The organism is Microcoleus sp. BROC3 (assembly GCF_036702515.1).
GTDB lineage: Bacteria > Cyanobacteriota > Cyanobacteriia > Cyanobacteriales > Microcoleaceae > Microcoleus.
This window is the reverse complement of record NZ_JAUBTQ010000020.1, coordinates 63805-84650: the sequence shown is the minus strand read 5'-3', so window position 1 is coordinate 84650 and position 20846 is coordinate 63805. Positions and strand designations below refer to the sequence as shown.

The following is a 20846-nucleotide window of genomic DNA, read 5'->3' as shown; positions in this document are numbered from 1 at the left end:
GACTACTGACTATTAATTTGATTTGCTTTCGCATTCCGCCGCAGCATTTCCGGCTTAATTCGCCGCAGCGCCGAAGCTGTAAATCTGCGGTTCCACTCTTCATCGGAAATTTCTGCTAATTCTGCAAGTGTCGGCGCTATGTTTTCAGGATAAGGCTCAAATTCTGCAACATCAGTTGGTTTGGCAAATCGCTGATTCCAAGGACAAACATCCTGACAAATGTCGCAACCTGCTACCCAACCTTGTGAATTAGATGCAATTTCGTCGGGCAATTTTTCGGCTCGATTCTCGATCGTGTGATAGGCTATACATCGATCGGCATTCACCACAAAAGGCTCAGTAATTGCCCCCGTCGGACACGCCTCAATGCAGCGAGTGCAAGTACCGCAATGTTCCGTATGGGACTCATCCGGCGCTAACTCCAAATTAGTCAAGATTTCGCCCAAAAAAACCCAAGAACCGTATTCGCGCGAAATTACGTTACCATTTTTGGCAATCCAGCCAATCCCAGCCCGCTGCGCCCACACCTTATCCTGAATGGGGCCAGTATCAGCATAATACCGCGCTTCAATTCCCTCGCCTTGCGATCGCAGCCAATTTGCCAAAACCTTAAGTTTTTTGTGCAGGATTTTATGATAATCCCTTCCCCAGCCGTAACGAGAGATTTTCGCATATTCGGAACCGCCCGGGCGTTGGTGAGGCGTGTAGTAATTGATGGCGAGACATATTAAGGACTTCACCTCTGGCATTAAAGCGCGAATATCCTGACGTTTCGGGTTAGCCATCCATCCCATATCCGCTTGATAGCCTTTCTCCAACCATGCCTGCAACCTTTGTGCCTCCCTGTCGGTGCCCTCTTCTGCCAAGGCTATCCCAACCTTGTGAAATCCCAACTCTAAGGCTTTTTGCTTCACCAAAATGCTGCTAATTGGCGCTTTCATTTGAGACCAGGCAAATATTTACCTTTTGTATTGACTATTTTGATTTTATCAGAATTTACGCATAGACACTATCTGTATTGTACGCAATTGCACCTTACCCCCATAGATAGTGTAAAAATTGCTCCCTTGCGTAAGTCCTATTTATATGATAAGCAAAGCGATTTTAACAGCAGGCTTCTTAAATAAACTAATTCGGCGTACACTCTAGTGACCCCGATCGCACTTTACCAAATTATTGATTATTGTTTTGTAACTCAGCCATATGTAATTTATATTTGCAAAAGTTAACAAAACGTTACATAATTTTAATCAAGGCAGCTTGAGAGTCCCTAACTCAAGTACCTCACTAAAATCACAAATCTCACAAAAGACACATGGCAGTTAGCATTCAATCAGCTCAATCTATTTTTTCCAACACCGAGATTGCTAGCATTGTTCCGGCTACCACCGAAGCGTTCTACAAACTCAGCGTTGAAGACCAACTGGCACTGCTCTGGTATGCCTACACCGAAATGGGTGTTTCCATCACCGCCGCCGCCCCAGGAGTAGCCAGCATGGCGCTTGTCGAAGGCGTCCTCAACGACATTAAGCAGATGTCGGCGGCTGAGCAAAGCAAAACCATGTTTGACCTAGCCAGCAACGCCGACACCCCGATCGGCCGGATTTACACTTCCTTGCGCGTCAATACCAAACTCGGTTTCTGGTACGAGTTGGGACAGTTGATGAAACAGGGCCTTGTCGCTCCGATCCCCCCTGGCTATCAAATGTCTCCCGAAGCCACCACAGTTCTTGAAACCATTAAGAAACTAGATCCTGGCCAGCAAATTACCGTACTTCGCAATACCGTAGTTCACATGGGCTACGACCCCGATTTCAGCCAAGAGTACGGCAAACGCTTGGCCCCCCGCAGCACTCCCACCGCTCCAGAAGAGCGGGTGAAAACCAAAATTGAGGGTATCAGCGAGCAGACTGTCCTCAACTACATCGACTACATGAACGCTTTCGACTTCACCCCAGCCGTCGGTTTATTTGCTGAAGAAGGTGCCCTGCAACCGCCTTTCCAAAAGCCGATCGTCGGTCGCGAAGCCATCCTCAACTATATGCGGGAAGAGTGCGTCGGACTGAAAATGATGCCGCAGCAAGGCGTGTCCGAGCCCGCAGAAGATGGCTACCGACAAGTGAAAGTCACCGGCAAAGTCGAAACTCCCTGGTTTGGCGCGAATGTGGGCATGAACATCGCGTGGCGGTTTTTGCTAGATCCCCAAGGTCAAATTTTCTTTGTGGCGATCGACTTGTTGGCATCTCCTAAAGAATTGCTCAATTTGATGCGCAAATAGGATATTCTGGTTCGGTCAGTCAAATAGACTCTACAAAAACCCAGATGCCGGCAGGTGTCTGGGTTTATATCATTTTAGATTTTAGATTTTAGATTCAAGAATTGAAGGATTGGAAATGACTGATGGCATAAGGGTTTGCAGCTTGCTTACACTTGCGTTTTTTGAAAGTAGTATTGATTGTGGTCGATCGCTCTGAAAGCTGCGATCGACCTTCTCCGGTTCCTCCTTTTTTCGGAGAATTATTTTCCTGGCTCTACTTATATCTTTTGAGGGATTTGCTGCGACAAAGAGAATGATTACAGTATACTCATTCATCTGAAATCACTTGTTTTATGACCGCCACAACTCGACCTATTTTAACTAGCTCTATAAAGATTGCAGGCATCACAAACCCAGCGGTACTGCGATATTTTGAAACTTTAAACGCGGGCGATTTTGCAGCGACTGCTAATTTGTTTGCTGATGACGGGGTTCTGCACGCGCCGTTTGAGGAGCCAATTATCGGTAAAAGCTCGATCGCCACTTATCTAAAAACAGAAGCGCGAGGAATGCAGCTACAACCCCAGCAAGGTGTAAGCAAAACTTTAGAAGATGGCCAAGTTGAAGTTCAGGTTAGCGGCAGGGTGCAAACATCCATATTTGGTATTAATGTCGGATGGCGGTTCGTGTTCAATTCTCACCAACAAATCCTTTCTGTCACCGTCAAGCTGTTAGCTTCTCCCCAAGAATTGCTAAATCTGCGGCCACATAAGAAATTTGATGTTTAATAAGCTGTTTCACATTTAAATTGCATATTTGGGTTTGACCTGTTGAGCGCAGGTAGGGCCTAAAGTCACGCTATCAACAGCTCAAAACTCCCGTATTCCACCATTCTCGCTTAACAGGCTTTTCGGTCGGTGAAGCCAAGAGTGAGTTTGATTGTGGGCCGTTGCTCTGATAGCCCGCCCGTAAAAGGCTAACAGTTCGCGATCGCACGCTTCCCAAAAAAACCCGGTTTCTCGTTGTCGCAATCGAGCGTATACGACCAAATTACGTGCAGAGACCGGGTTTTTGCGTCCTGGACTGGCTAATTGAAAATGGTGCAATATCTGAGTCAAAACACTTTTTATCGCCACAATGAGGCAGAAACCGGGTTTTTTACCCAAATCTCTGGTGAAGTGCCGCTAACATTATAAAAACCCCGTTTCTTCGGTATTTGTGCGATCGGGACTTTACCCCTACAATCTTACAGTTTTGCCTTGCGGGGACGATACTGCACGAAAAAGAGGCTGTCACCGCACCGTGCGACAGACAGCCAAAGGGAGTCAAAAAGTGCATTGCCAATCACTCATGACTCGTGACTCATGGCTCATGACTAATTAAGATTTTTCCGGCAAACTAGCTTCTAACTTCAGACAGTTGCGACCGTCTATTTGCAAAGTGTAGTCCACCCGATCCATAAGTCTGCTCATAATCAGCCAGCCGTAGCCGCTTTCCTGTTTAGCTTCCGGCCTCGGGGGATTGTAAGTATCCATTTCGTAACCTTTACCGTAATCCCAAATTTCTAAACCAATATCCCTATTTTTTAAATTCAAGCGAATTAACACGGGCAAATTGGGTTGATCTTTGTGAGCATGGCGGATCACGTTAGAATAGGCTTCTGCTAACACCAAGCGCAAACGATTCGACTGACGCGGCCAATCGACGTGCTCTCCTAGCTCTACTTCCAAACTGCTCAGCAACCAATTTTCAACAATTGTTAAAAACCGCAAGTCGCTTGGCACATGAAGCTCAGTATTCATAAAAAAATCCCGTAAGTTTGAAAACCCTGTGTCTAGACACCAGGTATAAAACACGACGCGCCGAATTGATTCGGCCTCAAGACTTGTTGCTACTCGGGGGATACTAGCCTTTTCTGTTTAAAAATCAGGCATTCGTCAGTCGGTAGAAGGCAGAAGTTAAGAGTATAGTTGAAAACTTTTGTTAGGGTCTTAAAGCCCATTAACAATTGATAATTATACCGAGACTGCAAGCAGTGAGGTATAAAAAATCTGTGTTTCAATCCTTGGCTTTTAAGCGTTGGTTTTTTCTGACGAATGCCTTCTACCTTAACCCTTGACAGGTATTTAATCCCCCAGGAAAGCGATTCAGGAAACTAGCTGCGCCATCGCCGGCTAGGTTTTTTACTGTTGACGATAACGCCGTCCTTTGCAGGACTACTCTATGGGCCGTCAACAAGCAGGGCTTAAGTTTTTTAGGCTCTCACTCCCGACGCATAGTCGGGAGTCGCTGACAGATTCAAAGAACCTCCAGAGAGAGTATGGTTTGGTCGTCTTCCTGAACGGGATTGTCAGCTCTGATGTGAGCCAACAAATTGTCCAAGTTGAAAGAACCAGGTTCCTGAATCAAGAGTTGCCAAAGCCCTTCTTGTTGTAGCATAGAACGGGTTGGTACACCCCCTGCTACCGCTTCTGTGGTCACGCTAGCTTCAGTAATTCCGTCACTCGTCAGCAGAAATACATCTCCTGACTTTAATTCGATCGTACCTGCTTTGCCCCTCCAAACTGGCAGTATCCCTAAGGGAATGCCGCGAGCTTTCAGGAAATTCGGCTCGGCTGGCGTTTTACCGCTAGCGGCTTGAGCTTTCACCTCCGAGTGAGACCAAACGATCGGGTAAATGTGACCGGCATTAGCAAAGGCGAGGTGTCCCGTTGACGGAGTGTAACGAGCAACAACCATTGTAATAAAATGGTTGTTGCCGATCAGGTCGTCAGACATACTGCTATTCATATTGTGCATAACTCGATCGGGCTCTGGAGAAACTTCTTGGGAAAGTTCCCGCCGCATCACCGAAATCGCGCTGGCCATAAATAGAGCAGCCGGAACTCCCTTACCCGAAACATCTCCCACCGCGATCCAAATATCCCCTTGGGAGTGGACGTAGACTTCAAAAAAGTCGCCGCCAACTTCCCGCGCGGGATAGCAGCAAGCTTGCACTCTGACAGTTTCAAAATCCGGCCAACTTTGGCGCAACAAGTTTGTTTGGATTTGGCGAGCCACTTCCAACTCGTTTTGCATCTGCTTGGCTAAATCCAGAGTGCGCTGGTAGAGCTTAGCTTGAGACAGGGCCAGAGCAGCTTGAGCTGCTACACCTTCTATTAACTCTATATCTTCTGCCGACCAAGGGTTAGTGCCCCCAATCTGGCACAGTGCGAGTACCGCCAGCAATTCTTGCTGGTAAGTCAGGGGCACGGCAATCTCAACCGATTTACCGTCCCCCCCACTGTTTGGGTTCACTTGAGTTTGGCGGCTGGCTACGGCTTGAACCAGCAAATTTTCATCAAAAGAAAAGTGAATGGCCTCGTCGGTTTGGGCTTGGTAGGGGAAGGTACTCGGCAATAGTCGATCGGCCTCTACCGGCCGCAGCATACAATAGTTGGCCTCAAAAGTTTGACCTACGGTTTGAACAATAGTTTGTACCATACTAGAGTAATCTAGCGACCCGCGAATCACGCTCATGACCTCATTGAACAGAGATTCCTTGCGCAAAGCGCGACGCAGTGCAACGCTGCGCTGCTTGTAGTATTTGTAAGTTTCTGAGGCTTGATTGATCACCAATTTGAGTTCTTCTGGATTCCACGGTTTGGTGATGTATTTGAAAACTTGACCTGAGTTGATGGCCTCAACCAAATCTTCAACATCGGTGTATCCCGTTAGCAGAATCCGAATCGTATCGGGAAATCGCTCGACAGTTTTCCCCAAAAACTCGGTGCCATTCATTTCTGGCATCCGCTGGTCAGATATAATCACCGCCATCTCGCCCTGTTCGTCTAGAACTTCCAGGGCGCTGAGGGCGCTATCTGCTTTGTAAACTTGAAAGTCGCGTCGAAACGTCCGGTACAATAAATCCAAGTTATCGGGTTCGTCATCGACTACCATCAGTTTCAGCTTGCTTCCATCTCCCCGACTCATCTTTCTTCCCCCTTGAAAACCCCCACCATAGCTGTATTCAGCAAGGTGGCGGGAGGAAAAGGGGGGCTGGATATATGCAACATATCAGTTACGTCAAGTTGAGTTAAAGAAACCCGTTTTACCTTAAGGTGAGCATTCCTTTCGCACCATCTGTTCGCACAACAGATGAGAGGCTTTTGATACTGTAACCCGCCTCGGTAGGCCGCTTCAATAGGGAAAATTCCCGAGTCAGCTTTCGTGCTTTGATAGGAGCAACGACCGTGTTAGCAGTCGCTACTTTTATAAACACACCAGCCTCCCAAATGACTAATTAATGCTCTGATTGCAGAGTTCTTAACTAGCTGCGCACTCTCCTCGGTGTGATTTTTAACACTTACTACTAACTCCTGTATTGCTACCTGAGTGTGGTCAAAACCGGCTCTATTTCAAGCCCCACTGTACCCGGAGGGTTAGCGGTGGGTTGTTGGCGCTATTCCCTACATCTTTGCCGAACCGTACTTGATTGCTGCATTCAAGTCCCCCTAATCTCTGAACTTTTTGCAGCAAGCATATTACTACTGCCGAATCAAGTTAATCTTTCTGCCAGTCTGAGCTTAGCAGAACGAGAGCGGGGATTTCTAGCTACTTCTTCGGATTGCGGCCCGATCGGCTTTTTTGTAAGTACCTGCAAACTGGGTGTTCCTCTGAGTTGGTGCTTGACTGGTCGGTCTTCGAGACTGTGAAATGTAATGATTCCGATTCTCCCGCCTGGTTTTAACCACCTTGGCGCAAGGTGGAGGAAAGTTTCTAAAGAAGCGAGTTCGGAGTTGACAGCTATCCTTAAAGCTTGGAAGGTACGGGTGGCTGGATGAATTCTGCCATTGCGCTGCTTGGGGGGGAAGCTGGAGGCTATCGCCCCTGCAAGTTCTGTTGTAGTTTGAAAAGGACGGCTTTGCACAATCCGCCTCGCGATGCGCCGCGACAGTCGCTCCTCGCCGTACTTATAAATAATATCTGCTAGTTTAACTTCTTCCCAGTGATTGATAATCTCTTCTGCCGTCAAAGATTGCTGCTGGTTCATACGCATATCTAGTTGAGCTGGGTGGCGAAAACTAAATCCTCGTTCCGGTGTATCGAACTGAGCCGAGCTGACGCCCAAGTCTGCTATGATACCATCAAATTCGGCATCTGGGGACTTGTATTCAGCAAAGTTGCCGTGCCAAAACTCAACGGGCGAGTTGGCAAATCGGGCTTGGCAAAAACGGATGGCTTGTTCGTCGCGGTCGATCGCCACCACTGTAACATCAGCCGCCGCCGCTAAAATCAAACTCGTGTGTCCGCCGCCCCCAAGCGTCGCGTCCAAATAGTGTCCGCCTGGACGCACAGCCAAACCCGCAATTAATTCTTGACCCAAAACTGGAACGTGATAGGTGTCAATACTGACATCCGATCCAGGGGTATCCTTCTCAGAGAGCTCGATATCCTTCATAATCTATAAAGCGAAACAAAAATCAACAATAGTCAGTAATCATTAATTCATTTAATTATGTCAAGAATTGAGACTAGAACCGAACCGATGGTGCTCAACATGGGGCCGCACCACCCATCCATGCACGGGGTACTCCGGTTAATTGTCACCCTGGACGGGGAAGATGTGGTGGACTGCGAGCCTGTTTTGGGCTATCTGCACCGGGGGATGGAAAAAATTGCCGAAAATCGCACCAACGTGATGTACGTGCCCTACGTGAGCCGCTGGGACTACGCTGCGGGGATGTTTAACGAAGCAGTGACAGTGAATGCACCGGAAAAGTTGGCAAATATTGCTGTCCCGAAACGGGCTAGTTATATTCGGGTAATTATGCTGGAGTTGAACCGGATTGCTAACCACTTGATGTGGGTAGGGCCGTTTTTGGCGGACGTGGGCGCGCAAACTCCTTTTTTCTATACTATGCGCGATCGCGAACCAATTCTCGACTTGTGGGAAGCAGCCACAGGTTATCGCATGGTGAATAATAACTATTTCCGCATTGGCGGAGTCGCCGCAGATTTGCCTTACGGTTGGGTAGATAAGTGCGAAGATTTCTGCGATTACTTCATTCCCAAAATTGACGAGTACGAACGTTTAATTACCAACAATCCAATCTTCCGCCGCCGGATTGAAGGCCTGGGTACTATTTCTCGCGAAGAAGCGATTAACTGGGGACTATCCGGCCCTATGTTGCGCGGTTCCGGCGTAAATTGGGATTTGCGGAAAGTTGACCATTACGAATGTTATGACGACTTCGACTGGGAAGTTTGTACCGAAGCTGCTGGCGATTGTTTAGCCCGGTATTTAGTACGGATTCGGGAGATGCGCGAGTCTGTTAAGATTATCTATCAAGCCTTGAAAGGACTCCCCGGCGGCTCTTACGAGAATTTGGAAGCGAAGCGACTCGAAAGCGGTCCCAAATCAGAATGGAATGGTTTTGACTATCAGTTTATTGGCAAAAAAGTAGCGCCGACTTTTAAGATTCCCAAGGGCGAACATTATGTCCGCGTTGAAAGCGGCAAGGGTGAGTTGGGGATTTATATTATCGGGGATGATAGTGTGTTTCCTTGGCGCTGGAAGATTCGGGCTGCAGATTTTAATAATTTGCAGATTTTGCCTCACATTGTGCGCGGCGTGAAGATTGCGGATTTGGTGGCAATTTTGGGGAGTATCGACATTATTATGGGCTCGGTTGACAGGTAGGTTTTGTCGGTTTTTATCTAAGAAATTAACCCGGTTTTTTTTGGGAACCGGGTTGATTTTTTTGAACCCCAGATCAACGCGGATAGATATCGATTAATTTTGCTGTTAAGGTAGCTAAAATATACCTGATTTCTCTCTTCTCTCTTCCTCTGTGCCCTCTGCGCCCTCTGCGGTTAATAAAAAAAATCTCTCCTTCACAAATGAAATAACATCAACTTTGATTCGATAAATTATGAAAGTCCAGCAACCAGATATCAATGACAGCAATCCGGAGCTCTGTGCTTTAATCTGCGAAAGAATTGCCGCCAGTCCCCAGCAGCGAATTACTTTTGCTGAATATATGGATTTGGCATTATATCATCCGCAGCACGGTTATTACAATAGCGATCGCCAGTCGATCGGCAAACAAGGCGATTTTATCACGTCGCCTCATTGGAGTGCTGATTTTGCGGAGGTTTTGGCAGAGCAGTTTGTGGAAATGTGGGAATTGCTCGATCGCCCTCAAAACTTCGCGATCGTAGAAATGGGCGCTGGGCGGGGAATTTTTGCCGAAAATGTACTGCAATATCTGCAACGGCAACATCCCGACTTATTTAAAAATTTAACATACATAATTGTTGAAATTTCGCCAAGACTTCAAGCGGAACAACGCCAAAAGTTATGTGATATCAAGTGCGTTAAGTGGTGCAATTGGGATGAGATAGTTAATAATTCAATAATCGGTTGTTTCTTTTCTAATGAGTTAGTGGATGCTTTGCCCGTGCATCAATTCATTCTGGAAGAAGGGCAAGTTATGGAGATTTACGTTGCTGCCGAAACTCATAACAATATACAAGAAGAAATAAAATTGTTTGAGGTAGTTGGCGAAGTTTCCACCCAGAAAATTGGTGAATATTTGGATTTTGTGGGCATCGATTTGTCGGCGAGTGTTTATGGGGATGGTTATCGCAGTGAGGTGAATTTGGCGGCTTTGGACTGGATGAGTACAGTTGCTCAAAAGTTGCAGCGGGGATATTTGTTAACTATTGATTACGGCCATCCGGCGCACCGCTATTACAATCCGAGGCGCAGGGAGGGGACGCTACAGTGTTATTATCTGCACCGATATCACAATAATCCTTATATTAATGTGGGGCGGCAGGATTTAACGGCTCATGTTAATTTTACGGCGCTGGAAAGGCAGGGTGAATTGTGCGGTTTGGATGTGGTAGGGTTTACTCAGCAGGCTTTGTTTTTGATGGCGTTGGGTTTGGGCGATCGTATTGCTTCTCTGTCTACAAATGATGCGGAAGTATTGGATGTGGCAACGTTTTTGCGCCGACGGGAGGCTTTGCATCAATTGATCGATCCGATGGGTTTGGGGGGTTTTGGGGTTTTGGTGCAGTGTAAGGGGTTGAGGGAGGAGGAGAAGGGGAGAATATTGAAGGGTTTGATGGTGCCTGATTAGTGATTAAAAGTTTAATTTCCACTAATCTCCACCAGTGGTTCACCTGCTTTCAATATCTCCAAAGCTTCAGGTAATGTTGCACTTAAAATCTCTCGCAACCGAGCGTTTGATGTATTGCCGCACGTCAACCAAATAATCTGTGGCGGTGAACCCAGGCGATCGACCAAATCAACAAAGTCACTATCTTTAGTCATTACGATAACTCCCTGCGCTCTCGATGCCTCAAAAATTTCAGGATCTTCGGCATCTCTCAAGCCAATCTCGCGCAAGCCTACTGCTGTGACACCAAATGTGTTTGTAATCCAGGTTGCGATCGCCGGTGACAGATGTGCATCTACCCAAATTATTGTCATGCAACCAATACCGGATGATTGAGTTTGCGCGAAGCATACAAAAGAGATGCTTTCAGATCGTCAGCTTCAAGATCGGGCATTTCTTCTAGTATTTGTTCCGCACTCAAACCAGCCACAAATAAGTCCAGTACGTCTGATACCCGAATTCTCATGCCGCGAATGCAAGGGCGACCGCCGCACTGTCTAGGATTAACCGTGATCCTTGCGAATAGCTCCGACATTAAAGTTAGCTCCTACAACGCTTAGTTATAGTATGAATGAGAGCGCTCGTAATTGTTAATAACTGGATTCCCATGATTATTAACTAATTAAGCTTTACCAATTACCTTGGTCATCACTTAAGCGCACTGACTCAGTGGCGGAAATTCCCATTTTCCCGAATATAAAGTAGATGGTAGCTTTAAACAATAGGCAGCAGGAATCACCTCGATCAACCACCAATTAAACATATCTCGTTGAGCCGCAGCAAAACCAGAAATAGCATCTCCGGTAATGGCATCATACAAAATATCCAAGATGGCATTATAGGCTGTTTTGCTGTTGAGTGTTTGCAGCAAGCCGTAGAAGATATTATAAGCTTCGTTACTAGCTTGATATTTTCCGATTTTGTTGATATTAGGAAACAACGTATCAGCCCAAGTTTCTGGGATTTCACAACTATTCTTCAGCCAACAAGATACAATTCCTTCAACGATATCAGCTTTGTGTTCTTCAGGAAAGTAATGTTTAATAGTCGGTTTAGCGGCTAATGCTATTCCATAAGCCATATAGACGTATCGCTGATGGGATATTGCATCATTAGGCATTCCAAAGGCTGTCATTACTTCTACAAAAGCTTCTTCTACATTGCACTTTCCACCTCGTTCGTATAAATCGTCATATTTTCTGTCCCAAACCGTCTGAAGTGTTTGCTGTAATTGCTCTGGAATAGTTAAGTTGCTGGGCAATTTAAAATCGGTGTAGTGACCTAGAGCAAACTTTATCATTGACTTTCCCTCCTTATGTATTTTCCTCGATCGTCAACCAAGATCGAGCTAATTTTAAGACTAATATCACCTCCATTGTACCTTACCCAGAGAAGCCAGTAAAGCCTTCCTTGGCTCTACTGGCTTTTTATCCTATATTTCTACGGATATGGCTCCTCGTAGAAGATAATCACTTCAATGTTGGGGAACCACCTAGCAAAGTCTTCATCGCAGGTAGTGTTGCAGCCCGAACACATATCCATCTCCGTGTAAATGTAAAGCCTTCCTGTCGCCTCAGAAGGTACACTATCTCGTTCCAACTCTGCTGCAAGTGCATTGAAGAGCTTGTACTCCGCGTGTTTTTCATTGAAATTATTAGGGAATGCTGCTCTGTCAATCCTTGCCTGAAAAAACAACTTTGGCCCATTGTCTTCGCCTGGAATATTGAGAGGCTTTTTCTTGCTGGTAGCTTCTTCGCTATAAAGTCTACCCATTGCGAGTTCTAGTTTGGCAACCGCAGCATTACCAGAACTGGGTTTTCCAATATGCCTCGATCGAACATCTTGAGCCTCAGTCCGCAGTTCCTCTACCATATCCCGATGGCAATCAAGTATCTCTTGGGGATACTGGTAATGACGTGCGTTTCTATAGGGGTTTCCTGTAGTTAAGTTTTATTTCACGCGAGGTATTTTATTTTTTTATAAAAATTTGCATATAACCTGACTTAGACATAAGCTTAAAGCCTCGTCTGACTCAGGTATTTTAATTCTACTACACTTTCAAATTAACTGCAAACTCTGCTCCCACACCTCTAATTCAGCCCATTTTAATCGTTGTTGAATTGACATTTCCTGCAACTTTTTACTCATTTCATATAAATCCACTTGCGGATAATCCCCCTTAAATAGCGGAATTAAAGCCTCCACAACAGCAGCGATTCCCTGCGGCGGCACTGCATTGCCAATCTGCCGCCGCACTTCAGTCGTAGAACCTTCAAAAACAAAATCATCTGGAAATGTTTGCAATCTTGCCCTTTCACGATTTGTCAAAGAACGCGGTTCTAAATAATGATAACCCCAAGTCCCGCCACCTCCACCAGCAATGATTGTCGAGGATGGTCTATCTGGATGAATTCGCCGATAAACGTGACTGATCATGCCTTTGACATAGTAGGGACTATCCTTGGGAATATCAGAGAAATTGCCTCCCGGTTTAATTCGATTTAAAATTTCCACGGTGCGGGATTGAATTTTATGATGTTTGTTATTGTCAAGAACTGCTTCCACATTTTTGAGTGCTTCGCCCGCAGTTCGATAAGGATTTTTGCGATTTTGACCGTATTCTGGCTGAGGATGCACAAAGTTAAATCCTGTATCCATCCGAATGCCAACTAATAACACTCTTTGGCGAAATTGGGGAACTCCGTAATCAGCAAAGTTGTAGAGTTTAGGTTTAACTAAGTAGCCCGGAGCGATACTTTCAAAGTCGTAGATTATTTGTTTTATTGCTTGATAATTATTTGCACTTAATAAGCCTTTGACGTTTTCTGCTACAAAAGCTTTGGGCTTTTTTTTATTTACAAAATCGAGAAAGTATGTATATAAATTACCTCGGGTTCCTTCAAGTCCCGGACGTTTCCAAATTAGGGAGAAATCTTGACAGGGGAACCCTCCTATACATATTTCTGCTTCGGGAACTTGTACAATGTCTATATTTTCTATGCTGTCGTTGATGATGACATCAGCAATGTTTCTGCTGAATGTTTGGCAGGCGTATTTATTGGAGTCGATCGCCCAAACTACCTCAAATCCGGCTTGGTGGAATGGCAAATCCATGCCGCCGCAACCAGAAAATAAGGATATGAGTCGCGGTTTTTTTGTCCAGGCGATCGGCTGGAGACGTTCGATTAACATAGGAGTGTAAAGTTAGCCAAGGGCGGGCTGGATGCCGGCACCACAAGAGTGTCATCATACCAAAACCCGATCGAACTCGACTCATCAATTGATATTTCACTCTTCATCATCTAACTCGATTCCAGCTTGACGCAGTTTTTCGGCCAATTTTTCAGCGCGCAGTCGTTCGCGATCGGCTCGTTCTTCCGACCACAGCAACAACTCGCCTTCTGCATCCCACCATCTCAACCAACAGCCTGTTCTCCCTTCGTGCGTTCCTTCCCAAATACCTAAAAACAAATCTAATCCCGGTATCCAATAACGTCCGTTTTCATCAGGTTTTTGCAAGTTGTAGTGATCTGATTCTAAAGCGTAAACTTCTAAATGACCTGTTTTTGCTCGGAATATGACGTATCTGGGGACTTTGATTACTTGCTCGTAAAAATACCACTTTCCCACCCGCGAGGTAAATTCAACGGAGTATTCTTCTCCATAGGTTTCTGAAAGAAACTCCATCACGATTTGGGGGATGGTTCCTTCTGTGTGTGGCGTGTAACTACGGCGGACTTGAGAGATATTTTTTGGATTGACGGGTTTCACGTACATCCAATCTGGTGCTTTGCAGATAATACGCTGTTCGTCGCTGCTTGAACCTGGGAAACTTATGCCGGCACACAAGGCAAAGTTGGAAACAATTAAGGCATCCTGCATTAATTCAGGAAATGCTGTTAGCGGCTGGCGCAAAGCGGCGGCTAATAATGGTTGGCTTTCGTCTTCCACGGGGTCGTCGGGTAGTTGAAAATCTTCTGGTAGTAGCGGCCAGGTGATTGTGAGTTTTGTTTCTGGGTTTTTAGTTGTTACAGACATAGTTTATCAGAGGTTAAATGTTTTAATGCTTAAATTATATCTCTTGGTTTTTGGGATTAATGTTAATGGCTTAATGACGAGGCAGAGCCTCTGGATATGCGTTACCGGGCAGAGCCTGGTAACGAGAGGATGGGAATTCAAAGTCCCCCTTAAGAAGGGGGATTTAGGGGGATCTAGACTGGGCTAAAACCGAGAGTTCTAAGGGTTGTTAATTTTGTGCTGTAGTTCGCCAGTCATTGCTAGTAGTTCCGATTGCCCGATCGCACTTTGTTTACCACTCGCCAACCACTTCAATTGTACCGTCTCGTTTTCAGCTTCCGCATCTCCCAAAACTAAACAGGCAACTGCACCGCTTCTGTCGGCTCTTTTAAACTGTTTCCCGAAAGCACTAGCACTCAAATCTATCTCTACACTAAACCCGGCACTTCGCAATTTTTGAGCTAACAATACCGATTGCTGTTCTGCTTTTTCGCCCCTGGATACCAAATAAAAATCCAACTTTTGCGCGGGCAAAGGTTGCAACTTTTGCAGCAAGATAATCAACCTTTCGATACCCATTGCCCAACCGACTGCCGCCGTATCTGGGCCGCCCAATTCCTTGACTAAACCGTCGTAGCGGCCGCCTCCGCAAACTGTTGCTTGCGCTCCCAAATCGTCGGATATAATTTCAAAGGCGGTGTAGGTATAGTAATCTAAACCGCGCACTAATCTGGGATTTAACTGATAGCTAATTCCTAAATTTGTGAGCATAAGCTGCACTTGCTCGAAGTGCGATCGCGATTCCTCTCCCAAATATTCTAAAATGCTCGGCGCACCAGCTACAATTTCTTGAGTGCGCTGATTTTTGCTGTCCAATATCCGCAGCGGATTGCGAGTCAAGCGATCTTGAGAATCCGCGTCTAATTCGTCTTTGTGCGGTGTAAAATAATCGATCAAAGCTTGTCGGTAATTTTGTCGATCTTGCTTATTTCCGACAGAATTAATATCGAGGCGCAAATTTTTTAAACCCAGGGTTTGCAGGATGTCGCAGGCGATCGCAATTACTTCGACATCCGCACGAGGATTCGCACTCCCCAAGACTTCCACGCCAATTTGATTGAACTGCCGCTGTCTTCCCTCTTGCGCGCGTTCGTAGCGAAACATCGGCCCCGCATACCACAGGCGCTGCACGTCTCCCGCCGCGTACAAACTGTTTTGAATAAAAGCTCGGACTACTCCGGCGGTGCCTTCTGGACGCAAAGTAGTCGATCGATCGCCCTTATCCTTAAAAGTGTACATTTCTTTGCCTACGACATCGGTAGCTTCGCCGATGCCGCGTTCAAATAAAGATGTCTGTTCAAAAATTGGCGTCCGAATTTCTCGATAAGCCGCTTTTTTCAAAATTGTTCTAGCGACTTCTTCTATATTTTGCCAGTATTGAATTTCAGCGGGCAAAATATCCCGCGTTCCCGGTAAAGTTTTAATTGCACTCATTCATTTTGTTAGTCTGTTGTCAGTAGTCATTAGTAATTAGTCATTAGTAATTAGTCATTAGTAATTAGTCAACAGTTAACAGTCAACAGCTAACAATTCCCAATTCCCAATAACTAATGACTTAATAATTCCCAAGCTCCGTAACGATCGCCATAATAAGCCAAAATGCGATCTACTCGCTCGCGACCTGCCAAATCGAACCCTTCAGGATACTGTATCCACAAACCCCCAATTTGGCTGTCGCTGTAATCAAACCGCTGCGACTGCTGCGGAATTAAATCGGCTTGCACCCCTTCAACTTGACGCAAATGGACCGCCACTTCGCGATACACCGCCAACGGCAATCCAGGGCATTGAATTTGATAGCGGAGTTGTTTTTCTTGTGCCGTTTGCATCATTTCTTTGCCTGTCCCCAACCTGATCCCCTACTTAAGATACTTCTTTATCGATCGGCCCCGGTAGAGGGCAGCAGTTAATATTGTCCAAACATACCTTTCCCCACTGCAACGCCCAGCGTACAAGCGTAACTCGATTGTCAGCGCGCGTTTTGTTCAAGATATTGCTAATGTGGTTGTCAACTGTACGCTTGCTAATCTCTAACTTTTCGGCGATTTTCTCATTAGTCAATCCCGCCGCTACTAACTCTACCACTTGCAATTCTCTGTCCGACAGCGTGACAGGGGTCCCAGAGACACTCCCACTCATAAATTTTTCCTATGTCTGCATATTTACCTATCTACAATTCTAAAGGATGAGGGATCGAGTATGAAGACAAAATTAAATTTGCTGTGCTACTTTTTCGGGCGCAAAGCACAAACTCACTTGCAGAATCGCCTGGAGTGCAAACCCAGCCCCGACACAGCAAGACGCGCAGCCACTCGCACTGCTTGTGCGTCGGGTGCCGGATGCTGCCTTTACCTGCCCCTATCTGACATCCGGGCCCAACCTGCAGATGTTTGCGCGTCAAACAACTAACTGATACGCCCGCACTATACTTCAGTTTTAAGGGAGTAAGTGCCAGTATCGATAGGTCTGATATTATAGGAGCAGCCATTAAAAAATAGCTTGCAATTTTTCTGGGACGGGTTAAAAATCATTATTGACCTGTCTACTGCTGGTCTAAAATCTCAAATCTCAAATCTCAAATTCCTATGACTTATCCTCGCGTTCTGTGTCTGGGTGAACTTTTATTTGATTGTTTAGCAGACAAACCAGGAGTATCTCTCGAAGAGGTAGAATCTTGGACGGCATATCCCGGCGGTGCTCCTGCTAATGTTGCCTGTGCTCTGGTTAAATTGGGGACGGCGGCGGGATTTATCGGTGCTGTAGGTGGGGATGAATTGGGGAATTCCCTAGTGCAGGTATTGCAAGAAGTAGGGGTTGATATCGCTGGAGTGCAGCGGCATCCGAGTGCGCCGACGCGGCAAGTTTATGTCTTGCGGAATCAAGCGGGCGATCGAAATTTTGCCGGTTTTGGCGAATTCAATACTGCAGATTTTGCCGACACCCGTCTCCTCGCTGCAAAACTACCCGAGGAGCTGTTTGAAAATGCCGAATTTTTAGTGCTAGGCACTTTAGAATTAGCTTATCCTGAAAGTCGAGAGGCGATCGCCCGATCGCTCGAACTAGCAGAACAGTACGACGTTAAAATTATACTTGACATCAATTGGCGTCCAGTGTTTTGGCCAAATCCAGACGAAGCAAAAGCGCACATTAGAAAAATATTAAAAAAAGTTGATTTTGTCAAGTTATCTGAGGAAGAAGCCGAATGGTTGTTTGCAACTACCGACGCTGGAGCTATTACCTACCGCCTCGATTCTGTAGAAGGCGTTTTGGTGACTGCGGGCGAGAAAGGTTGCGCCTATTGTATCTCGGAAAATGAAGGAAAAATCCCCGCCTTTACAGTAGATGTTGAGGATACAACAGGTGCCGGCGACGCATTTCTGGCTGGTTTTGTACGCCAATTGTGCAAGCATGGAATCAAGAATTTAGCAGATCCAAAAATAGCCCAAAAAATTGTAACTTATGCGAGTGCGGTAGGTGCGATGACAGCTATGAAACCCGGGGCAATTAGATCTCAACCAACCGCCGCTGAAGTAGAAGCTTTCTTGTATTTGTACAAAAATTAGCACCCCGAACCTATAAGCCGGGAAACGGAGAGGGGGCTAAATGTGGTTCAGAAGCCCGGTTAATCCGAAAAAAAAAATAACTCTTATACTAAATCCGCGTTAAAAACCCTCGATCGGACTAGGCGTTTGAAATCGCTACTATACAAACTCTCATCCTAGCTGAGAGAAACTAAGAAATCAAGGGATATTTAAGCCAGATTTGGTATTATACAGCAGATTCGACGTTTATGAAGTACACCCCAGATAGATCGACCCCCGTAGGGACACGGCATTGCCGTGTCCCTACACTTCATAAACCTGGAATACGCTGTAGGTTTTATTGCGGGCCATTAACCGCACATCAGATGATTTCTAATTTGGCGCAAGATTATCTCTAGCGGTTGCGAAGCATCTATGATAATTGCATCTTCTGGTTCTTCGAGAGTGTCTAACTGACTTAACAACAAGTCTGCTTTCATGTAGTGATTTTCGCGACTTGTTAACCGGGCTATTAATAGCTGAAAAGAACATTTGAGATAAACTATTTTCATCCGCTGTTGGTCGCGGCAGAGCATTTCGCGGTAAGATGCTTTTAAAGCAGAACAAGCCAACACGACATTTTTATTTTCTAACAGCCACCTGTCTATTGCAGCTTGCAATTGTAAAAGCCAAGGAAGGCGATCCGCATCTTCTAAAGGAATGCCCCGACTCATTTTCTCGATATTAGCTGATGGGTGAAAATCGTCGGCATCGCTGAAATCCCAATTGAGAGATTGCGCCAGCAACTTGCCAACAGTAGTTTTGCCAGAACCGGATACTCCCATCACGATCGTAATCATGGCACCTATTTACCGAATACTTGCAATTTTATCAAGTTGTGCGATCGACAAACCGGGTTTCTTAAGTTGCCGGATGAATTCTACCACCCTAAAAAATTCAATAAACCCGGTTTATTTTTGATTCTCGATCAAATTTCTTCCATAGTGGGTTTAATGAAATTATAAGCCAAAACGCCGATAATTCCACCAATCACTGGGAATACAATAAACGCCCACAACTGTTGGATTGCCCATCCGCCTTGAAAAAGTGCGACACCGATACTTCTAGCTGGGTTAACTGAAGTATTGGTTACGGGAATTCCGATTAAGTGAATCAACACCAGCATCAAGCCGATGGGAATTCCGCCCAAACCGACGGGATATTTGGGATGGGTAGTACCCATGATTGTAAATAACAGAAAAGCAGTCAGTACAATTTCCGTCAAAGCTGCTGCCAAAAGTCCGTAACCAGTGGGAGAATGTTCTGCAAAACCGTTAGAAGCAAATCCCGAAGCCGCCGCATCAAAACCAGGTTTTCCTGATGCTATCATGTACAAAACAAGACCGCCTAAAATTCCCCCTACAATCTGACCTCCTATATAATAAGGAAGCAAAACAGCATCGATCAGTTTGGCAACTACTAAACCGATGCTTACCGCCGGATTAATGTGGCATCCCGAGATCGGGCCGATCGTATAAACCATGATTAAGAGGGACAGGCCAAAGGCGATCGACACTCCCAAAAAGCCGATTTTGTCTCCAGCTAAAACCGCACTGCCACATCCACCTAATACCAACACAAAAGTACCAAAAGCTTCAGCAACCCCAATCTTTATTTTTTTGTTCATACTCACAATTATCTGAAGTTTACGATCGAGCAATTTCGCACCCAGACGAATTCTAATTATAAAAAGTAGAACTCGAATTTGTTTCATGCAGAGGAACAATGCTAATGGAAATCATTAGCATTGTGTAGCTCTAACTTTCATAAATTTTATGGGTTTAAACTGAGACTGTGTAATTTGGAATCGATAAATTAGCTCAAACATACTCTATTGTAGAAAAAATGTCAACATAGAGTTAATTATTTGTATAAATTGTGCAATCTTCTGTATTCTATTCACAATAATTAACTTGACTTCTTCCCTAATTATGCGATCGTAATTTTACTTATTGTTGCTGATTATCCGATCGCACCTGCAGCTAAAACATCACTGCTAACCGGCTGGTACATCGGGCCTTGGAAAGGGCGAAAGTCTCGCCAATCGGCGGTCATTTTGCACAGCAAGCGGAACTGTAGCGGCGTTGGGGGTTGGTTGAGGCGATCGACTTCTACGCGAACCAATTCTCGATCCTGCGAGATAATTTGAAAAATATCCTCCCAAAGATAGCGCGGACAATAGCCTACAATCCCGCGATCTTTCGTACACAGAAGCAAAGCAGAGGAATCGTGCGGATTGTGAAATGCGTGCGCTAAATACAAAAGTTCGCCCACTTGAAGCCGATTAATCCGTTCAATTGCCGACTTTGAAAGGTATCGCAGTCCATCTGCCAAAAAATGGATACAGTAACGTCCATTTTCATCCGGTTCGGGACAGGGGAATACCTCAAATTTATCAGTTACCCGTTTCCCTCCGCTGCGGGCCAATAAAGCAATTGGGTCATCTTCGTGTTGAGGGATATTCAACCACTGTACAAATTCAGGGTAGTCAGGGCGCGATCGCGGCATCACTCGATTGGAAAACAAGGGAAACAGTTTCTGTGAAGTGTAAACATTATTGAAATCAGGGAAAGATGGCAAGGGCAGAAACCCGCACTTAAGTTTCGCCTCTAGAACACCATTTGTATAATTGAACTGGTATTCTTTACCGTTAAATGTCAATCGACCAATCGGAAACCAAGAACCGCTGCCCGGGTCTTGCCAAGCCAAAAATAGTGTTTTCAAAGCAAATCTCCTGTCAATTAAACTAGGTGGCGTACCTGA

Annotated in this window: 22 protein-coding genes; 6 read left to right on the top strand and 16 right to left on the bottom strand. The window is 45.6% G+C overall.

What is annotated here, in order from left to right; translation table 11 throughout:
• Positions 1 to 2 precede the first annotated feature (2 nt).
• Positions 3 to 941 (bottom strand): tRNA epoxyqueuosine(34) reductase QueG, encoded by a 939-nt coding sequence (gene queG, locus QUB30_RS14905; protein ID WP_333334481.1) that lies wholly within the window; start codon positions 939 to 941, stop codon positions 3 to 5.
• Positions 942 to 1315: 374 nt separating this feature from the next.
• On the opposite strand from queG, the gene QUB30_RS14900 reads away from it, so the two are divergent.
• Together QUB30_RS14900 and QUB30_RS14895 are read left to right on the top strand one after the other, a co-directional pair.
• Positions 1316 to 2278 carry an orange carotenoid protein N-terminal domain-containing protein gene (locus tag QUB30_RS14900; protein ID WP_333334476.1) on the top strand — a complete coding sequence of 321 codons (963 nt, stop codon included), beginning with the start codon at positions 1316 to 1318 and terminating at the stop codon, positions 2276 to 2278.
• A gap of 332 nt (positions 2279 to 2610) precedes the next feature.
• Positions 2611 to 3045 (top strand): nuclear transport factor 2 family protein, encoded by a 435-nt coding sequence (locus tag QUB30_RS14895; RefSeq protein WP_333334475.1) that lies wholly within the window; start codon positions 2611 to 2613, stop codon positions 3043 to 3045.
• Positions 3046 to 3636: 591 nt separating this feature from the next.
• Here the strand turns inward: QUB30_RS14895 and QUB30_RS14890 are convergent.
• The 3 genes from QUB30_RS14890 to rsmH form a co-directional block, all read right to left on the bottom strand.
• Positions 3637 to 4059 carry an ATP-binding protein gene (locus tag QUB30_RS14890; RefSeq protein ID WP_006633914.1) on the bottom strand — a complete coding sequence of 141 codons (423 nt, stop codon included), beginning with the start codon at positions 4057 to 4059 and terminating at the stop codon, positions 3637 to 3639.
• Between the two features lie 496 nt (positions 4060 to 4555).
• Positions 4556 to 6229, bottom strand: a complete 1674-nt coding sequence (locus QUB30_RS14885) for a SpoIIE family protein phosphatase (protein WP_333334474.1) — start codon at positions 6227 to 6229, stop codon at positions 4556 to 4558.
• A 565-nt stretch (positions 6230 to 6794) separates the two neighbouring features.
• Positions 6795 to 7697, bottom strand: coding sequence for a 16S rRNA (cytosine(1402)-N(4))-methyltransferase RsmH (gene rsmH, locus QUB30_RS14880; RefSeq protein WP_333334473.1), 903 nt, complete (start codon positions 7695 to 7697; stop codon positions 6795 to 6797).
• Between the two features lie 57 nt (positions 7698 to 7754).
• On the opposite strand from rsmH, the gene QUB30_RS14875 reads away from it, so the two are divergent.
• Together QUB30_RS14875 and QUB30_RS14870 are read left to right on the top strand one after the other, a co-directional pair.
• Positions 7755 to 8939, top strand: a complete 1185-nt coding sequence (locus tag QUB30_RS14875; RefSeq protein WP_333037518.1) for an NAD(P)H-quinone oxidoreductase subunit H — start codon at positions 7755 to 7757, stop codon at positions 8937 to 8939.
• A gap of 232 nt (positions 8940 to 9171) precedes the next feature.
• On the top strand, positions 9172 to 10386 hold the full coding sequence (locus QUB30_RS14870; RefSeq protein ID WP_333334472.1) for a class I SAM-dependent methyltransferase: 1215 nt from the start codon (positions 9172 to 9174) through the stop codon (positions 10384 to 10386).
• Positions 10387 to 10397: 11 nt separating this feature from the next.
• Here the strand turns inward: QUB30_RS14870 and QUB30_RS14865 are convergent, their stop codons facing one another.
• From QUB30_RS14865 to QUB30_RS14825, 9 genes are all read right to left on the bottom strand, one after another.
• Complete coding sequence (locus QUB30_RS14865) at positions 10398 to 10739, bottom strand: DUF5615 family PIN-like protein (protein ID WP_190734538.1); 342 nt, start codon at positions 10737 to 10739, stop codon at positions 10398 to 10400.
• On the bottom strand, positions 10736 to 10960 hold the full coding sequence (locus tag QUB30_RS14860) for a DUF433 domain-containing protein (RefSeq protein WP_333137150.1): 225 nt from the start codon (positions 10958 to 10960) through the stop codon (positions 10736 to 10738). Before QUB30_RS14860 ends, QUB30_RS14865 begins: the two co-directional genes overlap by 4 nt.
• A gap of 117 nt (positions 10961 to 11077) precedes the next feature.
• Positions 11078 to 11725, bottom strand: coding sequence for a hypothetical protein (locus QUB30_RS14855; protein ID WP_333334471.1), 648 nt, complete (start codon positions 11723 to 11725; stop codon positions 11078 to 11080).
• 140 nt (positions 11726 to 11865) lie between these two features.
• Complete coding sequence (locus QUB30_RS14850; RefSeq protein WP_333334468.1) at positions 11866 to 12297, bottom strand: deaminase domain-containing protein; 432 nt, start codon at positions 12295 to 12297, stop codon at positions 11866 to 11868.
• Positions 12298 to 12483: 186 nt separating this feature from the next.
• A complete protein-coding gene (locus QUB30_RS14845) occupies positions 12484 to 13617 on the bottom strand; it encodes a DNA cytosine methyltransferase (protein WP_333334466.1) in 1134 nt (377 codons plus the stop codon).
• Between the two features lie 96 nt (positions 13618 to 13713).
• Positions 13714 to 14463 carry a Uma2 family endonuclease gene (locus QUB30_RS14840; protein WP_333334464.1) on the bottom strand — a complete coding sequence of 250 codons (750 nt, stop codon included), beginning with the start codon at positions 14461 to 14463 and terminating at the stop codon, positions 13714 to 13716.
• Between the two features lie 198 nt (positions 14464 to 14661).
• Positions 14662 to 15936 (bottom strand): histidine--tRNA ligase, encoded by a 1275-nt coding sequence (hisS, locus tag QUB30_RS14835; protein WP_333334462.1) that lies wholly within the window; start codon positions 15934 to 15936, stop codon positions 14662 to 14664.
• Between the two features lie 113 nt (positions 15937 to 16049).
• A complete protein-coding gene (locus QUB30_RS14830; protein WP_333334557.1) occupies positions 16050 to 16331 on the bottom strand; it encodes a hypothetical protein in 282 nt (93 codons plus the stop codon).
• A 34-nt stretch (positions 16332 to 16365) separates the two neighbouring features.
• Positions 16366 to 16641, bottom strand: coding sequence for a photosynthetic electron transport-dependent transcriptional regulator PedR (locus QUB30_RS14825; protein ID WP_293251134.1), 276 nt, complete (start codon positions 16639 to 16641; stop codon positions 16366 to 16368).
• A gap of 60 nt (positions 16642 to 16701) precedes the next feature.
• Between QUB30_RS14825 and QUB30_RS14820 the strand changes: the two genes are divergently transcribed.
• A complete protein-coding gene (locus QUB30_RS14820) occupies positions 16702 to 16911 on the top strand; it encodes a hypothetical protein (RefSeq protein WP_333334459.1) in 210 nt (69 codons plus the stop codon).
• Positions 16912 to 17087: 176 nt separating this feature from the next.
• Positions 17088 to 18065, top strand: coding sequence for a carbohydrate kinase (locus tag QUB30_RS14815; RefSeq protein ID WP_333334457.1), 978 nt, complete (start codon positions 17088 to 17090; stop codon positions 18063 to 18065).
• Positions 18066 to 18394: 329 nt separating this feature from the next.
• On the opposite strand, the gene QUB30_RS14810 is transcribed toward QUB30_RS14815, so the two are convergent.
• The 3 genes from QUB30_RS14810 to QUB30_RS14800 form a co-directional block, all read right to left on the bottom strand.
• Positions 18395 to 18883 (bottom strand): gluconokinase, encoded by a 489-nt coding sequence (locus tag QUB30_RS14810; RefSeq protein ID WP_333334455.1) that lies wholly within the window; start codon positions 18881 to 18883, stop codon positions 18395 to 18397.
• Positions 18884 to 19011: 128 nt separating this feature from the next.
• Positions 19012 to 19710, bottom strand: a complete 699-nt coding sequence (gene aqpZ / locus QUB30_RS14805) for an aquaporin Z (RefSeq protein WP_333234393.1) — start codon at positions 19708 to 19710, stop codon at positions 19012 to 19014.
• Between the two features lie 335 nt (positions 19711 to 20045).
• Positions 20046 to 20807 (bottom strand): HIRAN domain-containing protein, encoded by a 762-nt coding sequence (locus QUB30_RS14800; RefSeq protein WP_333334453.1) that lies wholly within the window; start codon positions 20805 to 20807, stop codon positions 20046 to 20048.
• Between the last annotated feature and the right edge of the window lie 39 nt (positions 20808 to 20846).

Bases quoted from the DNA above. Each gene is read 5' to 3' on its own strand.
- QUB30_RS14810 (WP_333334455.1), bottom strand. From the start codon at position 18,883: ATGATTACGATCGTGATGGGAGTATCCGGTTCTGGCAAAACTACTGTT.
- QUB30_RS14830 (WP_333334557.1), bottom strand. From the start codon at position 16,331: ATGCAAACGGCACAAGAAAAACAACTCCGCTATCAAATTCAATGCCCT.
- QUB30_RS14815 (WP_333334457.1), top strand. From the start codon at position 17,088: ATGACTTATCCTCGCGTTCTGTGTCTGGGTGAACTTTTATTTGATTGT.
- aqpZ (WP_333234393.1), bottom strand. From the start codon at position 19,710: ATGAACAAAAAAATAAAGATTGGGGTTGCTGAAGCTTTTGGTACTTTT.
- hisS (WP_333334462.1), bottom strand. From the start codon at position 15,936: ATGAGTGCAATTAAAACTTTACCGGGAACGCGGGATATTTTGCCCGCT.
- queG (WP_333334481.1), bottom strand. From the start codon at position 941: ATGAAAGCGCCAATTAGCAGCATTTTGGTGAAGCAAAAAGCCTTAGAG.
- QUB30_RS14870 (WP_333334472.1), top strand. From the start codon at position 9,172: ATGAAAGTCCAGCAACCAGATATCAATGACAGCAATCCGGAGCTCTGT.
- QUB30_RS14825 (WP_293251134.1), bottom strand. From the start codon at position 16,641: ATGAGTGGGAGTGTCTCTGGGACCCCTGTCACGCTGTCGGACAGAGAA.
- QUB30_RS14855 (WP_333334471.1), bottom strand. From the start codon at position 11,725: ATGATAAAGTTTGCTCTAGGTCACTACACCGATTTTAAATTGCCCAGC.
- QUB30_RS14845 (WP_333334466.1), bottom strand. From the start codon at position 13,617: ATGTTAATCGAACGTCTCCAGCCGATCGCCTGGACAAAAAAACCGCGA.
- QUB30_RS14860 (WP_333137150.1), bottom strand. From the start codon at position 10,960: ATGTCGGAGCTATTCGCAAGGATCACGGTTAATCCTAGACAGTGCGGC.
- QUB30_RS14865 (WP_190734538.1), bottom strand. From the start codon at position 10,739: ATGACAATAATTTGGGTAGATGCACATCTGTCACCGGCGATCGCAACC.
- QUB30_RS14895 (WP_333334475.1), top strand. From the start codon at position 2,611: ATGACCGCCACAACTCGACCTATTTTAACTAGCTCTATAAAGATTGCA.
- rsmH (WP_333334473.1), bottom strand. From the start codon at position 7,697: ATGAAGGATATCGAGCTCTCTGAGAAGGATACCCCTGGATCGGATGTC.
- QUB30_RS14885 (WP_333334474.1), bottom strand. From the start codon at position 6,229: ATGAGTCGGGGAGATGGAAGCAAGCTGAAACTGATGGTAGTCGATGAC.
- QUB30_RS14890 (WP_006633914.1), bottom strand. From the start codon at position 4,059: ATGAATACTGAGCTTCATGTGCCAAGCGACTTGCGGTTTTTAACAATT.
- QUB30_RS14850 (WP_333334468.1), bottom strand. From the start codon at position 12,297: ATGGTAGAGGAACTGCGGACTGAGGCTCAAGATGTTCGATCGAGGCAT.
- QUB30_RS14875 (WP_333037518.1), top strand. From the start codon at position 7,755: ATGTCAAGAATTGAGACTAGAACCGAACCGATGGTGCTCAACATGGGG.
- QUB30_RS14900 (WP_333334476.1), top strand. From the start codon at position 1,316: ATGGCAGTTAGCATTCAATCAGCTCAATCTATTTTTTCCAACACCGAG.
- QUB30_RS14840 (WP_333334464.1), bottom strand. From the start codon at position 14,463: ATGTCTGTAACAACTAAAAACCCAGAAACAAAACTCACAATCACCTGG.
- QUB30_RS14820 (WP_333334459.1), top strand. From the start codon at position 16,702: ATGAAGACAAAATTAAATTTGCTGTGCTACTTTTTCGGGCGCAAAGCA.